The organism is Acidipila rosea (assembly GCF_004339725.1).
In the GTDB taxonomy this organism is placed as follows: Bacteria; Acidobacteriota; Terriglobia; order Terriglobales; family Acidobacteriaceae; genus Acidipila; species Acidipila rosea.
Genome location: NZ_SMGK01000001.1, coordinates 855,966 through 870,706, shown reverse-complemented (window position 1 = coordinate 870,706; position 14,741 = coordinate 855,966). Strand labels below are relative to the sequence as shown.

Here is a 14,741-nt window from a genome sequence, read left to right as displayed (position 1 = left end):
GCTAACAGTACCTGTTAAGGCTTCATCCAGAAGTGATTCATAGGGCCATGGCCGCGACCGATCTGAGGCGCGGCCCGCAGGGCTCCAATAACGTAATTCTTTGCGGCGGCAGCGGCCTCTAACGGCGCGTCTCCCAGCAGCAGGCGGGAGAGCAGCGCACTCGAATAGGCGCAGCCGGTGCCATGCGTGGCCCGGGTGTGGACGCGCTCACCGGGCAGCCAATGCTCCTCTCCAGAAGCCAGACGCAGGAAGTCGTGCGGCGGCTCAAGATGCCCACCGGTCACAATGATGTTGAGGCGGCGGTTGCCCAGCCGGGCAGCGTGCGCGGCCAGCTTGCCTGCCACCTCCGGCACAGACTCCCGGGAGGCATACTCCACGCCTGCAAGGATGGCCAGCTCTTCAATGTTGGGAGTGATCCAGCCGAGGTGCTTGAGCAGGGTGTCGCGCATGGCGGTGACTCCTGCGGGGTCAAGCAACGGGCGCCCAGAACTCGAACGGATGACCGGATCGAGAACGACGTGGTCCCGCGGCGGTCCTTTCATGAGGAAGGCGACCGTCTCCCTGACATTGGCTGCATTGGCCAGCATGCCGATCTTGACGCCAGCGAAGGTGACGTCTTCGCTGAGCCAGTCGAGGGTCTCGCGCATGATCTCCGCCGAGGATGGCTCGACACGCCTGACGCCGCGCGTGGACTGGACGGTGAGGCCGGTGATGCAGGCCATGCCGTAGACACCGTGCGCGGCGAAGACCTTGAGATCGGCGGCGATGCCTGCCCCGGCCGAGGGGTCAAAACCGGCGATTGCGAGCGCAATTTTCGTTGCTGCAGTTGTCGCAGACATGAAGGAAATGCTACAACGTGTTGCGCCCGAGGGCGGCGCGGCCTAGCACAGCTGCGCCGGCAAGGCAACCCCAAAAGGGGATTAAGTATCTGATTAAAACTGACTTAGCTAAGTTAAAATATTGACAGGAGGAAGATGAGCTACCGTCACCGTATCAAGCGATTCTCGACGTATGCCAGCCTGATGGCTGCGGCAGCCGTTCTCTTCACGGCGAATGAAACCTCACGGCTGGTGCTGAAACCCGCGGCGCAGAACACGCAGACCGCAGCGGCGCAACAGCCGACTCACCACTGGTACCAGGTTGGCCGCGCGTCATGGTATGGCAAGTTTTTCCAGGGGCAACCGACGGCCAGCGGGGAGAGCTACGACTTTCACCAGCTGACCTGCGCGCACCGGACGCTGCCGCTTGGCTCACTGGTCCGGGTTACGAATCTGCGGAACCACAAATCAGTGGTGGTGCGCGTGAACGACCGGGGACCGGTTCCTGAAACCCGGGTGGTCGATCTATCGTTCGCGGCGGCGCATTTTCTCGGCTTCACCGGACGAGGCACCGCGAAGGTGAAACTGGAGCTGCTCCAGAGCGGCCCGGAAGTGGCCCACCTGCAATATCCCCAAACCAGTCCCCAGACTGGCCAATGAGCCCGGCCATGACTGCGCCCCGCGACCGCCTGATTGCCGCGCTGGATTTTCCTGATGCTCAAGCAGCACTTGAAGAAGTGCTGCGGCTGGAAGGGCTCATCCAGTGGTTTAAGGTTGGGCTGGAACTTTATCTTTCGGCAGGAGCTTCCCTGGTGGAGAAGCTGAAGGATCAGGGATACAGCGTTTTTCTCGATCTAAAATTCCATGACATTCCGAATACGGTTGCGGCGGCGGTTCGATCCGTCTCGAAACTGGAGCCGGAGATGCTGACACTGCACGCGAGCGGTGGCCCGGCGATGATGAGGGCAGCGGCTGAAGCGGCGGCTTCCCTGCCTCGCACCCCACGGCTGCTGGCCGTGACGGTGCTGACCAGTATGGACCAGGCGCAGCTGACGTCGGTCGGGGTTGCCGATGCCCCTGCCGGGCAGGCGTTGAAGCTTGCGAGACTGGCGGCTGAGTGCGGCATCGGGGGCCTGGTCTGCAGCCCGGAAGAGGCGCAAGAGATGAAGCATGCGCTGCCCTCCAGCTGCATCGTGACACCTGGAATTCGGCCAGCGGAGGCTGCGGTCGGGGACCAGAAGCGCATTGCCACTCCCGCGGCAGCGATCCATGCCGGGGCAGACTACCTGGTGGTGGGGCGGCCGATCTTCCGTGCGAACGATCCGGCGCGGGCGGCGCAGGCAATTCTTGAAGAGATAGCCGGAGCTATGGGCTCGACCAAGTAGGGGTTGTCGCGTGATTTTCTCCGGCAAGCTGCGGCTAAGTTGAGCTGCCGCACCGGATGCCGGAAATGCGGACAGTTCCGCCTTCGTTGCCGCCTGTCGGCGGCAACTTCAGTTCGGAAGAGAAAGCTATTCCCGTTAAAGGGCAGGTTGGGCGAAAAGCTAAACCTGCGATAAAAACCAGCGATAAGTTAATTGATTTCTACAGCTTCTCGTAGAAATCGCATGCCGAGCATGAGATGTAAACGCCGCCGGGGACGCCGCGCTCGCGGTCCTTGACACGCTTGACGATGCGGGTGGGCTTGCTGCACTTGGGACAGTCGGTGCTCTTCGACGTGTCCATTACCTTCTTACGGTCAGCTGTTTTGGCGATCTTGGCCATGGAAAAAGTGTCTCCTCACGAATCTTGCCGCGCGCGCCACTCAGTGGCGGCGCCCGGTAAAAGCAGGCGTCCAGACTTCGGTTCCTTTTCGTGCAGGGACGATACAGAAGAACGTCGGACTCGCTCTTAGTAGAGTACAACAAAATGCGTCTAGGGCTGCGACGGCGTTGAGGGCTGCCTGGGCAACTGGACGGGCTGCATGGAGGGGCGGTTCTTATCGCTGTCCTGCGGCAGATTCTCGCCGGGGTTGCGCAGGGTGGGCGGCGCAGCGGGGGCCTTGTCCTGCTCGTCGGACGGGGTGGCGTTCCGATCGCCGAGGGCGACGATGCGCTCCTTCGGATCGGGCTGGGTGGACCAGTAGTCGCCCATTTCATTTTCTACGTGGACGACGAGGGTCTGCCCGGTGCGGGCGTATTCGACACGGATGACCCGGTTGCCGTTGATGCGGACGAAGGTCACGTCCTGGGGCGGCTCGCCATAGATCCACTCCTCGAAGGGCATCTGGCCATCCATCTCGCGCACCTTTTCCCGCGGCTGACCGAGAGCGTAGATAACCATATCGGTGCTCATGCCGACGAGGACGTGGTGCTCGAGGATGGTCTTTCTGAGGGACGGCGGAAGGGTGTCGGTGTAGGCGTGTAGGGGCGACTCGACCTTGAAGCCGATCAGCGGAGCGAGCAGGTCTTTGACCTGATCCGGCTTCATGTCAGGGATGTACCCGGGAAAGACGAGAGTGATCCGCGAGCCGGAGGGCTCGAAGGCATCGTCCTGCACGACGGGGGTGGTGTAGTAGGGATCGGTGCCGATGGAGAGGTGGCGCAGGAAGCGGTGGCGGAAGTCGGGGCCTCCGTTGATTTCAAAGTCGATGCTGTTCCCGTGGAACTTGATATCCGAGATCTGGACGCGGTCGCCGGGCTTGCAGGAGATGCCCTTCGTGGCCAGCTCCGTAGCGTAGGCTTGGCCGCCGGGCTGCATGTTGCCGTTGGCGCGGAGGGTGAGGCCGTGATGGCCGAGCGGGAGGGGCCGCATCGCAAATCCGTGCTCCGCATCGAGCGCGCGGAGGATGGCCTGCCGGGATTTCGTGGTCAGGGGCTCGCTGCTGAGGGGGACATTCGTGGGGTGGAAGTCGAGGAAATGGCCGTCGATCTTCTCCTTGGTGACGGTGAAGACCTGAGAGCGGGCGAGGGGCGGTGGGAACACAGAAAGAACGAGAGCCAGCCCGAGCCAGACACCCGGAGCCGACCGAAGAGCGCCGCTTGCAGTGAGCCTTTGCATTGGGCCCTCCAGTGGAGAGGACAACAGCATGACTCCGTTTGCGGAAATTTGCAAGGGGCCGGATGAGGTATAGCCGGAGTGACTGGAAATCTGTTTTGATTCGGCTGATCGGAATAAAGCAGGACTCCAAACAAGGAAGAGAAGAATGACGACCCTTAGACTTTTTGCGGGAGCGGTGTGCGCTGCCTGCCTGACGGCTGCGGCATGCGCGCAGATCAACGTCACCCAACCCGTGCCGGAGAAGGCGACGATCACTGTCGATGCAGCGAAGGTGGCGAACTACAGGATTCCGCGGACGATCTTCGGGACGTTTCTGGAGCCGATCGGCAACTCGACCTACAACGGGCTGTGGGCAGAGATCCTGGTGAATCCGAGCCTGGAAGAGAACCTGTGGGACACCAACCACATTGAGGGCATGGTGCGGGACGAGCCGGGACTGGCGGAAGCGTCGCGGCTGGGGCTGCCGCTGCCCTGGGAGCCGGTGAACGCCGGGCAGGGCAATCGCTATGAGCCGCACTGGGGCGACGCGGCCAACAGCTGGCGTTCGCTGGAGGTGATCGGAGTGCCGGGGCAGACGACGGGCATCCGGCAGCGAGTGTACCTGCCAGTGCAGCGGGTGCTGACCTACAAGGGCAGCCTCTACGCCAAGCATGTCGAGGGGCCGACAGGCCTGACGATCCAGATTCGGAGGCACAATTCAGACGAGGTGCTGGCGACGGCGCATGTGGACGCGAGCGCGGCGGACTGGACGAAGTACAGTTATGAGCTGAGCGTGCCGGCGGGCAAGCTGGCGCGGCTGGAGCCGGCCGACTTTGCGGTGATTGTGGATGGCGATGAGCGCGTGGACCTGGATGAGCTGTCGCTGAACCCCTCGGACGCGATCGATGGAATGGACCCGGATGTGATCCGCATGGCGAAGGAGATGCACACGCCGCTGCTGCGCTTCGGCGGCAACTTCACCTCGGGCTACCACTGGAAGGATGGCGTCGGACCGCTCGACAAGCGGGTGAGCATGCTGAATATTGCGTGGGGGATTCCTGAGTACAACACCTTTGGCACGGATGAATTTCTGGAGTTCTGCAAGCTGATCGGGGCCGAGCCGCAGATCGCGCTGAACCTGGGCAGCGGAACGCCGCAGGAGGCCGCTGCATGGGTCCGCTATGTAGATGAGCACTGGGACAACAAGAAAGGCGGGCTGCACTGGGAGCTGGGCAATGAGCTATGGGGCAGCTGGAACCTGGGCTGGCCGACGCTGGAGCAACTGCCGGGACGCACGCGGGCTTTCAGCGAAGCAGTACGCGCGGTGGACCCGACGGCGAAACTGATTGCAACGGGGGCGGACCCGGACCACTACGAGCAGTGGAATGCAGCACAATTGACGAACCCGGCGGGGACCTTCAACTATCTCTCGACGCACTTTGTAGTGACCGTAGACCAGACGCAACAGCGGCGGCCCAGCCCGGACTTCGTGTCAGCGGCTACCTTTGCGCTGCCGGTGGAGCTGGGGCGCAAACTGCAGGCGATGCAGCAGCAGATCAACCAGCATCCCGCATTTGCCGACAAGGCGCACGTGGCATTTACGGAGTGGCTCTACGTTTCGCACGGCCCGGTGACGCCTAACTTCACAAACATGGGCGGGGCGATCGGCGCGGCAGGCTTTCTGAATATGCTGATGCGGAACGCGCAGGTAGTTCCGGTATCGGACATGACGGGGATTATGGAGTTTGGCGGCATATGGAAGAAGCGGAGCCAGGTCTACGCGACGCCCGCCTACTATGCCTTCAGAATGTTCGCGGGCGCAGACGCGACGAAGCCGGTGGGGGTGACAGTTGATGGCGGCTCCTACTCAGTGAGCAAAGGAGTGACGCGGCTGTCGGAGATCGCCGATGTGCCCTACCTGGACGTGGTGGCCGCGCTGGACGACAGCGGAAAGAAGCTGACACTGTTTGTGGTCAACAAGCACCTGACCCGCGATATCGAGACGGAGATCAACCTGCAGGGCTTTGCTGCGGGCGCCGTAGCGAAAGTGGAGACGCTGGCCTCGGGCAGCCTCTATGACGTGAACGACGCGGCGGAGCCGGAGCACGTAGTTCCGACGGAGGGCTCGGCGAAGGTGAGCGGGCACAGCGTGCGCTATGCGTTTCCGCATGAAAGCGTGACGGTGATGACCCTGACGGCGAAATAGCCGTCAGAAAGTGACCTTTGTCCGGAAACCTATCACCAGCCCGCTGCTACCCCGCTGCGGGCTGGCTCCAAGCCTTGCATAGTACTGCAGGTCAGGCTGCAGGATGAGCCACGGAGTTATCTGGCCGAGGTAGCTCAACTCGACGACATGCTCGGCGGTGAGCGGACCGCGGCCAGAGGCTATGCTGGCTCGGCTGAAGTGGCTGCCGATGGTGCTGCGTGTGTAGCCCAGCGCGAGGACGTCTTTGCTGCGCTTATACGTCGGGCCAAGGAAGCGGGCTCCGGTGGTGAGCTGGGTGTTCACCTTGTTCACGTCGCCCGCTGCCCAGTCGTAAGAGAAATGCAGATCGAGGCCACGGGTCGCATCGACGCCGTTGGCGCCTACTCGATAGATTGCCTGATTAGCCATCAAGTAAAGCACGTAGTTGCCCGGGGTTGTTATATGAGTGAGTGGGTCGGTGAAGTTATGCGGGTTGTAGCTTGAACCGAACTTGTAAGTCGCCGGATAGAGTCCGCTCTTCTTAACCCATGGTTCAGGGCCGAGGGTCTTGGTCGACTCTGGCGGCGCGGGTGCATCGTGGATGTAGCCAACCTCAGAGTTCAACATGGGCCCGGCGAACTTCGGCGTGAATCCAGTCGGGTTGTCACGATAGGGATGATGATCCTGCGACTCCACCATCGCCTTGACATACCAGTGCCTGACGGGAAGGGCTCGCAGCTCAAAGGCCGGCGTTGCAGCGGGGTCAAAGGATTCGTAGGTATCGAGGTTGAGGTTGCCGAAGGCGTAGTCCTGCGGCAGGGACAGATACGAAGCGCCGTACTCCTGGACACCGTAGAAATCCATGCCTGCGAACTGGCCGATACGCAGAAACAGTCTGTGCCTCAGCAGTGAGTGATCGAACCATAACGAGTCAAGGCGAGTGGTGTGTTCGCTGACAAGACCGGAAGGATTGTCGATGCTGTGAAGATATTGCGTGCCTAAATCTACGCCGTATTGATTTACGGCGGTGGCATGAAAGGTGAGACCGTTCCAGTTGCGGAGCTTGCCGAAGTCCACATCGACGGTCGCACGAAAGCGACCCCACGTGCTCATCACCTGGTCGTAGCCGCCGGCGGGATTGCCCAGCGAGTCAGCGACGTAGTAGAGGTCGAAGAGAATGCCCCGCTGGGCGAGGCGAGTGCGCGCACCACCCCAGTCCCCGGCGAGATAGGCGCGGGGGCTGGGGGTGTAGTGCTGACGGGATGCGGGGCCGTGGGACTGGGCGGACGCTGGTGGCTGCTGCGCGGAAAGATGGGCGGCGATGATGGCGGCCTGCGGCGATGGCGCGTCTGGCAGTGATGACGCGGCGGGGGCGAATCCCGAAGCGAACGCCTGTGTAACGGAACTCAAAGCTGCGACGATGAGCGCTCGCACAACTATGCCGGAGGCTTTCCTGATGGGGAGATCCATAGTCCTGCCGTGTGTTTTCTCCGCGGCCTGTTCCGGCAGGAGCTCGTGCCTGTTCCTACACGCGAACCGATCAGGCCTTCTTTTTTTCAAGATGCTTCAAAGGCCGATCAACGTTGTTCAAACGCAAGGCCGAAGTTGTACTATGCTCGGGCATACAGAAAGCAGAACAGGACCGGAGGATAGTGGAATCCGCTTCCACCAGCGAAGCATCCCAGCAAAGGTATGTCTTACATTCTTTCTCTCGATCAGGGCACGACCAGTTCACGCGCCATTCTCTTTGATGACCAAGGCAAAATCACTGCGCAGTCGCAGCACGAGTTCAAGCAGATCTATCCCAAGGCGGGATGGGTGGAGCATGATCCATCAGACATTCTGACCTCGCAGCTCAGCTCCGCAGTGGAGGTGATGGGGCGGGCCGGGGTGCGGCCGCGCGATGTGGCGGCGCTCGGGATCACGAACCAGCGTGAGACAACGCTGGTGTGGGATCGTGAGAGCGGCAAGCCGGTGTACAACGCGATTGTCTGGCAGGACCGGCGCACAGCAGCTGCGTGCAAGCGGCTGACCGACGATGGCGCGGAGCAGATGGTGCGCGAGAAGACGGGGCTGCTGATCGATCCTTATTTTTCGGCGACCAAGATTGCATGGATCCTCGACAACGTGACGGGCGCACGAGAGAGAGCCGAGGCCGGCAAGCTGGCCTTTGGGACCGTGGACAGCTGGCTGGTGTGGAACCTGACCAGCGGCCACAAGCACGTATGCGACTACACGAATGCGTCGCGCACGATGCTGTTGAACATTGTCGAAGGCAAATGGGATGCGGAACTGCTGAAGCTGCTGCGCATCCCTGAAAGCATGATGCCGGAGGTGGTCTGGTCGAGCGAGAGGATTGCCGACGTGACTACAACGCTGGGGCTGGGCGCGGTGTCGATTGCAGGCATTGCGGGGGATCAGCAGGCGGCGCTCTTTGGGCAGCTCTGCCTGAATGCAGGCGATGCGAAGAACACTTACGGCACTGGCTGCTTCCTGCTGCAGCATATCGGCGATAAGTTTGTCTGCTCAAAGAACCGGCTGGTGACGACGCTGGCGTGCAGCCTGGAGAAGAAGCTGGAGTATGCGCTGGAGGGCAGCATCTTCATCGGGGGCGCGGTGGTGCAGTGGCTGCGCGATAACCTGAAGCTGGTGCGTTCCTCTGACGAGATCGAGCAGCTTGCGCAATCCGTTCCAGACAATGGTGGAGTGGTGCTCGTGCCTGCCTTTGTAGGGCTGGGTGCGCCGCACTGGGACCCCTACGCAAGCGGCCTGATCATCGGCATCAATCGGGATACGCAAGCGGGGCACATTGCCCGCGCGGCGCTTGAGAGCATTACGTTCCAGGTGGCCGATGTGGTGGATGCGATGAATGCCGACTCGCGCAATCCTTTCAAGGAACTGCGCGTGGACGGCGGCGCGGCAGTGAACGATCTGATGATGCAGTTCCAGTCGGACCTGCTTCGGATTCCCGTGGTGCGACCGGCGATTACCGAAACGACGGCCATCGGCGCGGCCTACCTGGCAGGGCTTGCTGTGGGCTTCTGGCAGAACCCGCAGGAGATCTGGTCGAAGCGCGGCGAAGATACGCGCTTCGAACCGCAGAACAACGCAGCCGAGATGCAGAAAGCGCGGACGCGCTGGCAGGATGCAGTCAAGCGCTCCATGCACTGGAACAAAGAAACCGAACGAGAAGAAGGGCAGGAACAGAACGGATGAATCGCAGTGAGATGCTGAATCGGATTGCAGAGCGGACAACGCCGTGGGACATGGTGATCATCGGCGGTGGAGCTACGGGCGTCGGCATTGCCGTGGACGCGGCCTCGCGCGGCTTTGATGTGGTGCTGCTGGAGCGCGAAGACTTTGGCTCGGCCACCTCGAGCCGCAGCACGAAGCTGGTGCATGGCGGCGTGCGGTACCTGGAACAGGGCAATATTTCGCTGGTGATGGAGGCCCTGAAGGAGCGCGGCATCCTGCGCCAGAACGCGCCGCACCTGGTTCACGATCTCGCCTTCGTGGTGCCGAACTATTCGTGGTGGGAGGCGCCCTTCTACGGTATCGGCATGAAGGTCTACGACCTGCTCGCGGGCAAGTACGGCTTTGGCAAATCACGACTACTGTCAAAGGAAGAGACGCTGGAGCGGCTGCCGACGATCGAAACCGAAGGGCTGCGTGGCGGGGTGGTGTACTACGACGGCCAGTTTGACGACACGCGGCTGCTGGTGGACCTGGCGGCTACGGCGGCTGACCACGGAGCGTTGCTGCTGAACTATGCTCCGGCGCTCGAACTTGTTAAAGACTCCGAGGGCTTTATCAGCGGAGTGATCGCGCGAGACAGCGAGAGCGGCAAGAGCTTTACCCTGCCGGCGCAGGTGGTCATCAATGCTGCAGGCATCTTCGCAGACGAGATTCGCCGGATGGACGAACCGGCAGCACCGACGATGATTGCGCCGAGCCAGGGGATTCACCTGGTCTTCGACCGCAGCTTCCTGCATGGGGAGACGGCCATCATGGTGCCGCACACGAGCGACGGACGAGTGATGTTCGCGATTCCGTGGCATGAACACACCGTGGTGGGCACCACGGATACGCCTATCGACGGCCCCTCGTATAATCCGCCGCCGCTGGAGGAGGAGATCCAGTTCATCCTCGACACGGCGTCGCAGTACCTGAGCCGCAAGCCGACGCGCAAGGATGTGTTGAGCGTCTATGTCGGCATTCGTCCGCTGGTGAAGGCGGACAGCACGGCTGGCAAGACTTCAGCGCTCTCCCGCGATCACACGATCCATATCGACAACTCAGGGCTGCTGACGATTGTAGGAGGAAAGTGGACGACCTATCGCCACATGGCGGAGGACTGCGTCGACCACGCGATTACGCTGGGCAAGCTGCGCGATGAGCCTTGCCGCACGCGGAACCTGCCGATTCACGGCTATCGCGAAGAGGTGGAGAGCCTGGGCAGCCTGTGGGTGTATGGGTCCGAGGCGGAGAAGATTCGGGAGCTTGCGGCCACGGACCCGGCGCTGGCGAAGCAGCTTCATCCGGCGCTGCCGTATATCGGCGCCGAAGTGATCTGGGGAGTGCGCCATGAAATGGCGCGGACACTCGACGACATGCTCTCACGGCGCACGCGGGCGCTGTTTCTGAATGCGCAGGCGGCGATCGACATGGCGCCTGCAACGGCGCGGCTGATGGCGCGCGAGCTGGGGGAGAGCGAAGAGTGGATCACGCAGCAGGTCGCGGCCTTCACAAAACTTGCAGGGGGGTACAGGATCGCGTGAAAAACAGATTGTTCGGCGAGCTGCTGGCGGAGGCCGTTGCAGTCTTCCTCATCATTGCGTTTGGCGATTCGGTGGCCGGCATGTACACGCTCTACTCGCCCAGCCCTTACCAGCAGGCCTACTGGGGCGTGTGTATTGCCTGGGGCCTTGCGGTGACGATGGCGATCTACGTAACTGGGTCGATCTCCGGCACGCATGCGAATCCGGCTGTCACGATTGCGCTGGCGCTCTACCGGAAATTTTCATGGGCCAAGGTGCTGCCCTACATGATCGCCCAGACGGTAGGCGCCTTTGCCGGAGCGGCCGTGGTGCTCTGGCTTTATGCGCCGGTGATTGACCACTTCAACGCGGTGAGCCACCTGACCCGCGCGGGCGGAGGCGCTGCCGGGGTCTTCTTCACGCATCCGGGGCTAGCGGTGACGCCCATGCACGCCTTCGGGGATGAGATCATCCTGACCGCGCTGCTGATCTTCGGAATCTTTGCAATCACCGAGCAGTACAACGAGATGGCTCCCAGTGCGAACTCCGGCGCGGTGATCATCGGTTTGCTGGTGGCGCTGATCGGAGCGTCGATGGGCTACCTGGAAGCGTTCGCGATTAACCCGGCGCGTGACCTGGGGCCGAGACTCTTCTGCTTCCTGGCTGGGTGGGGCAGCTCTGCCCTTCCCTCTCCGGAAAACTACTGGTGGGTGCCGGTGGCCGGGCCGCTGCTGGGCGGGGTTGCCGGCGGCGCAGCGTACCAGTTTCTGATCCGGCCCTACCTGCCGGCGAGGATGCGAGCGCTGGATAAAGCGGAAGTTGCATCGTGAGGCGCGGGAGATGAAGCAAATTTAATCCAGCGTTCTGATGTACGATCTGGAAAACTAAAAAGCGGGCGGCCTGTGCTCTGGAACAGAAGACAGGCCGCCCGCTTTTGCTGGTTAGACGGGTTTACTTTGCGGCTTTGATGGAGGTGACGTTGATGGTGTCGCCGTCAGCAGTGCCCATGACCTTAACGTCTTTGCCGGCATAGGCCATCATCTTGTCCTTGTTGCCCTTCAGCGTGTAGACCTTGCCGTTGGAAACGAGCGCGAGGTCAGAGCCGCCCATGGCGCACTTCTTCACGCACTTGGCTGCATCTGCGCTGGCAGTGGAGTGCTTGGCTCCGCACATACTGTCGGATACAACACCGGTGTAGGACATATCGGCCGCGAACAGCGCGGGGGAGGCCATCAACAGGATGGCCAGGGTGGTTGTCAGCTTCTTCATGGTAAGTTGCTCCTTCAATTTGTAATACGCAGGTCCAGCAAAACTGGATTGGCTTCCAGGAAGACGCCTTTGCAGGGTCGCTCCCAAACCAATCAGAATCATACCCCCAGCAGGATTGCTGGAAAAGCCCTCCCTGTAAACAGACGATAAAACGAGGCTGACTTATTTTGATGCCATAAGAAGCGGACGAGTATGGCATCAGCCGCGCAAATTCCTGTTAGAAATGGAACCAATCTGGCGGAACAATCGTCAAAGACATAGACTGGTTTGCAATCTGCTGTTCATACGAAATCCTTTTTTTTGAGGCAAAAAACTCATTACAGTGAAGAGAGCGAACGACTCACCTCCCACACTCGCAGACGTAGCCCACAAGGCGGGCGTCGGCACCACTACAGTCTCGCGCGTGATCAACGGCGGCGAGCGTGTAAGCCAGAAAACTCTTGACCGGGTGCAGGCGGTCATCGCGCAGCTTGGCTACATGCCCAACCAGGCGGCCCGCATCCTCAAGGGCGAGCGGGCCAAGACCATCGGGATGGTCATCCCCAGCATCGCCGACTCCTTTTTCTCAAGCTGCGCCGAGGCTGCGCAGGAGATTGCACGATCGCACGATTCCCTGCTGATCGTGACGGTGACGAATAACGACCCGCACATCGAACTTGAAAACCTGAATGTGCTGATGCGGCATCGCACGGACGGTCTACTGATCGCACCGGCCAACTACCAGAGTGAGACTCTGGCCGCGTTCCTGGGCCGCAGCCATGTTCCGGCGGTGAGCTTCGATCGCCCGGTGGAAAAAGGGACGATTGCCAGCGTCCTCACGGACAACTATCGCGGCGCGCTGGAGGCTACCCATCACCTGGTGGAGCACGGATACAAGCGCATCCTGTGCCTGGGAGGCGAGACCACCCTCTACACCATCCGGGAACGGCTGCGAGGGTTTCGCGAGGCAATGCAGCAGGCGAAGCAGACTCACGGCGCAACAGCCCTGATCGATATGTCGGTAAAGGATTACCGCTCGGCTGAGTATGCCGTGCAGAGCCACCTGTCAGGCCCCACACCGCCGGACGCCATTTTCACGGTAAAGAACAGCACCACCATATTTGCTTTCGAGAGCCTGCAAAAGCTGCGCATCTCCGTGCCGAAGACAGTGGCGCTGCTGGGGTTCGATGATTTCGAACTGGCATCGACGCTGCGGCCCTCGATCAGCGTGGTGCAGCAGCCGATCGAAGACCTGGGGCGGATTGCGGCGGAGCTGCTCTTCGCACAGTTATTGATGACGGAAAAAGGGCGGCCGGCCCCCAGCCGCAAACGCCCTGAGCATGTGAAGCTGGAGACGCGTCTAGTGTTACGAAATTCCTGCGGTTGTACTCCGGGCACAGCCTAAAGCTGCGCCCGGGATGGAATCGTTTCCACTTCGTCCCTTTTCCTGTATAGTTTCGGAAGTTTCCAAAGTTTCCGTCTGCCGGCGAAGGATCTAAATGCTATCGATACCATACAATCGTCTGGCCGTCCCTGGTTGCAAATTTCTGGCTGCCTGCCCTGATGCGCAGGCACTGCTTCGGTGAAAAGATACCTATGACCCCTTTCAGTATCGGAGTAGACCTCGGCGGCACGAATCTACGTATTGCCGCGTATTCACAAGATCTGGGCCTGCTTGAAACCATCCTGCTGCCGACGCGTCTCGCTGCCGGACGCAATGCAGTGGTGGACGATATGTGCGATGCCATCCTCCGCCTGCTGAAGACACACGGCGCGGGCCGCGAACTGATGGGCATCGGCATTGGAACGCCGGGGCCACTGGAGCTGCCGGAGGGAAAGCTGCATAGCCCGCCGAACCTGCCCGGATGGGACGGCTTCGAGTTGCGCAGGAGGATCGAAGGCATTCTCGGCCAGCAGGTGACTCTCGAAAGCGACGCCAACCTGGCTGCGCTTGCAGAGTGCATGCTGGGACGCGGGCGCTCGCTGGGCATCGACTCGCTCTGCATGCTGACGCTGGGGACCGGGATTGGCAATGGGATCATCCTGGGCGGGCGGGTCTGGCATGGCACGACCGGCATGGCGGGCGAAGCCGGCCACATGACCATCTGGCCGGAAGGGCCGGCGTGTGGCTGCGGCAGCAACGGCTGCCTGGAGATGTATGCGTCGGCGACGGCGGTGAACCGGCTGGCGCGCGAAGCGATCGTTGCCGATGCCAAGGGGATTGCGGCGTTGGCCGATATGCCCGGAGGAATCACTGCGCGAGAGCTGGCGAAGCTCGCCGAGAGCGGCGACCAGGATGCGAAGGGCGTCTTCGACCTGGCGGGAAGAGCGCTCGGCATTGGGCTGGCGGGGCTGGTGAATACGCTGAACCTGCCGCTGTATGTCGTGGGCGGCGGACTGGCGAATGCGTGGGATCTGCTCTCGCCATCGCTCTTCGCGGAGGTGCACCGGCGCAGCTATGTTTACAGGCTGACACAGCCGGGAGGCGCGGCTGCCAACGGCACGCGTATTATGCCAGCGGAACTCGGCGCGGACTCAGGACTGCTCGGTGCGTGCATTCTGCCATTTACGCTGGCGGATCGCTCGCCGATCCGCAGTACTGCTGTCAACGTCTGAGCGGGCCATCCGTAGCACTCCGGAAACGATGCGCACGAAGGAAGCCGAAGGGTCCTGGACGCGCCTTGCAACTTAGCTGTTGTCTCAACAAGATGTACA

The 14,741-nt window shown here is 61.5% G+C and carries 13 protein-coding genes; 8 read left to right on the top strand and 5 right to left on the bottom strand.

What is annotated here, in order from left to right; genetic code table 11:
* Positions 1 to 14: 14 nt before the first annotated feature.
* Positions 15 to 839, bottom strand: a complete 825-nt coding sequence (gene thiD / locus C7378_RS03665; protein ID WP_131991820.1) for a bifunctional hydroxymethylpyrimidine kinase/phosphomethylpyrimidine kinase — start codon at positions 837 to 839, stop codon at positions 15 to 17.
* Positions 840 to 974: 135 nt separating this feature from the next.
* Between thiD and C7378_RS18035 the strand changes: the two genes are divergently transcribed.
* Both C7378_RS18035 and pyrF read left to right on the top strand, forming a co-directional pair.
* Positions 975 to 1,478: a septal ring lytic transglycosylase RlpA family protein gene (locus C7378_RS18035; protein WP_131991817.1), complete on the top strand. Its 504-nt coding sequence runs from the start codon at positions 975 to 977 to the stop codon at positions 1,476 to 1,478.
* A gap of 8 nt (positions 1,479 to 1,486) precedes the next feature.
* The gene (gene pyrF / locus C7378_RS03655; protein ID WP_207901316.1) at positions 1,487 to 2,203 is read left to right on the top strand and encodes an orotidine-5'-phosphate decarboxylase; all 717 of its coding nucleotides are present in this window, start codon (positions 1,487 to 1,489) and stop codon (positions 2,201 to 2,203) included.
* 199 nt (positions 2,204 to 2,402) lie between these two features.
* Here pyrF and C7378_RS03650 read toward each other — a convergent pair whose 3' ends face one another.
* Both C7378_RS03650 and C7378_RS03645 read right to left on the bottom strand, forming a co-directional pair.
* Positions 2,403 to 2,582 (bottom strand): Rcat domain-containing protein, encoded by a 180-nt coding sequence (locus C7378_RS03650; RefSeq protein WP_131991811.1) that lies wholly within the window; start codon positions 2,580 to 2,582, stop codon positions 2,403 to 2,405.
* A 150-nt stretch (positions 2,583 to 2,732) separates the two neighbouring features.
* On the bottom strand, positions 2,733 to 3,857 hold the full coding sequence (locus C7378_RS03645) for a hypothetical protein (protein WP_131991808.1): 1,125 nt from the start codon (positions 3,855 to 3,857) through the stop codon (positions 2,733 to 2,735).
* A 145-nt stretch (positions 3,858 to 4,002) separates the two neighbouring features.
* Between C7378_RS03645 and C7378_RS03640 the strand changes: the two genes are divergently transcribed.
* Positions 4,003 to 6,042 (top strand): alpha-L-arabinofuranosidase C-terminal domain-containing protein, encoded by a 2,040-nt coding sequence (locus tag C7378_RS03640; RefSeq protein ID WP_131991805.1) that lies wholly within the window; start codon positions 4,003 to 4,005, stop codon positions 6,040 to 6,042.
* A 3-nt stretch (positions 6,043 to 6,045) separates the two neighbouring features.
* On the opposite strand, the gene C7378_RS03635 is transcribed toward C7378_RS03640, so the two are convergent.
* A complete protein-coding gene (locus C7378_RS03635) occupies positions 6,046 to 7,491 on the bottom strand; it encodes a carbohydrate porin (RefSeq protein WP_131991802.1) in 1,446 nt (481 codons plus the stop codon).
* Positions 7,492 to 7,713: 222 nt separating this feature from the next.
* Between C7378_RS03635 and glpK the strand changes: the two genes are divergently transcribed.
* From glpK to C7378_RS03620, 3 genes are read left to right on the top strand one after another with little or no spacing between them, the layout of a single operon-like run.
* On the top strand, positions 7,714 to 9,237 hold the full coding sequence (gene glpK, locus C7378_RS03630; RefSeq protein ID WP_131991799.1) for a glycerol kinase GlpK: 1,524 nt from the start codon (positions 7,714 to 7,716) through the stop codon (positions 9,235 to 9,237).
* Positions 9,234 to 10,799 (top strand): glycerol-3-phosphate dehydrogenase/oxidase, encoded by a 1,566-nt coding sequence (locus C7378_RS03625; protein ID WP_131991796.1) that lies wholly within the window; start codon positions 9,234 to 9,236, stop codon positions 10,797 to 10,799. Before glpK ends, C7378_RS03625 begins: the two co-directional genes overlap by 4 nt.
* Complete coding sequence (locus tag C7378_RS03620; RefSeq protein ID WP_131991793.1) at positions 10,796 to 11,608, top strand: MIP/aquaporin family protein; 813 nt, start codon at positions 10,796 to 10,798, stop codon at positions 11,606 to 11,608. The genes C7378_RS03625 and C7378_RS03620 overlap by 4 nt, the downstream gene beginning before the upstream one ends.
* 121 nt (positions 11,609 to 11,729) lie before the next feature.
* Here C7378_RS03620 and C7378_RS03615 read toward each other — a convergent pair whose 3' ends face one another.
* A complete protein-coding gene (locus C7378_RS03615; RefSeq protein WP_131991790.1) occupies positions 11,730 to 12,047 on the bottom strand; it encodes a hypothetical protein in 318 nt (105 codons plus the stop codon).
* Positions 12,048 to 12,369: 322 nt separating this feature from the next.
* Between C7378_RS03615 and C7378_RS03610 the strand changes: the two genes are divergently transcribed.
* Positions 12,370 to 13,431 carry a LacI family DNA-binding transcriptional regulator gene (locus tag C7378_RS03610; RefSeq protein WP_131991787.1) on the top strand — a complete coding sequence of 354 codons (1,062 nt, stop codon included), beginning with the start codon at positions 12,370 to 12,372 and terminating at the stop codon, positions 13,429 to 13,431.
* Between the two features lie 191 nt (positions 13,432 to 13,622).
* The gene (locus C7378_RS03605) at positions 13,623 to 14,642 is read left to right on the top strand and encodes an ROK family protein (RefSeq protein ID WP_131991784.1); all 1,020 of its coding nucleotides are present in this window, start codon (positions 13,623 to 13,625) and stop codon (positions 14,640 to 14,642) included.
* The last annotated feature ends 99 nt before the right edge of the window (positions 14,643 to 14,741 follow it).

What these genes read in the sequence shown, in the direction of transcription:
- C7378_RS03625 (WP_131991796.1), top strand. Translation starts at nt 9,234, where the DNA reads ATGAATCGCAGTGAGATGCTGAATCGGATTGCAGAGCGGACAACGCCG.
- C7378_RS03640 (WP_131991805.1), top strand. Translation starts at nt 4,003, where the DNA reads ATGACGACCCTTAGACTTTTTGCGGGAGCGGTGTGCGCTGCCTGCCTG.
- pyrF (WP_207901316.1), top strand. Translation starts at nt 1,487, where the DNA reads ATGACTGCGCCCCGCGACCGCCTGATTGCCGCGCTGGATTTTCCTGAT.
- C7378_RS03615 (WP_131991790.1), bottom strand. Translation starts at nt 12,047, where the DNA reads ATGAAGAAGCTGACAACCACCCTGGCCATCCTGTTGATGGCCTCCCCC.
- glpK (WP_131991799.1), top strand. Translation starts at nt 7,714, where the DNA reads ATGTCTTACATTCTTTCTCTCGATCAGGGCACGACCAGTTCACGCGCC.
- C7378_RS03650 (WP_131991811.1), bottom strand. Translation starts at nt 2,582, where the DNA reads ATGGCCAAGATCGCCAAAACAGCTGACCGTAAGAAGGTAATGGACACG.
- C7378_RS03605 (WP_131991784.1), top strand. Translation starts at nt 13,623, where the DNA reads ATGACCCCTTTCAGTATCGGAGTAGACCTCGGCGGCACGAATCTACGT.
- C7378_RS03645 (WP_131991808.1), bottom strand. Translation starts at nt 3,857, where the DNA reads ATGCAAAGGCTCACTGCAAGCGGCGCTCTTCGGTCGGCTCCGGGTGTC.
- thiD (WP_131991820.1), bottom strand. Translation starts at nt 839, where the DNA reads ATGTCTGCGACAACTGCAGCAACGAAAATTGCGCTCGCAATCGCCGGT.
- C7378_RS03635 (WP_131991802.1), bottom strand. Translation starts at nt 7,491, where the DNA reads ATGGATCTCCCCATCAGGAAAGCCTCCGGCATAGTTGTGCGAGCGCTC.
- C7378_RS18035 (WP_131991817.1), top strand. Translation starts at nt 975, where the DNA reads ATGAGCTACCGTCACCGTATCAAGCGATTCTCGACGTATGCCAGCCTG.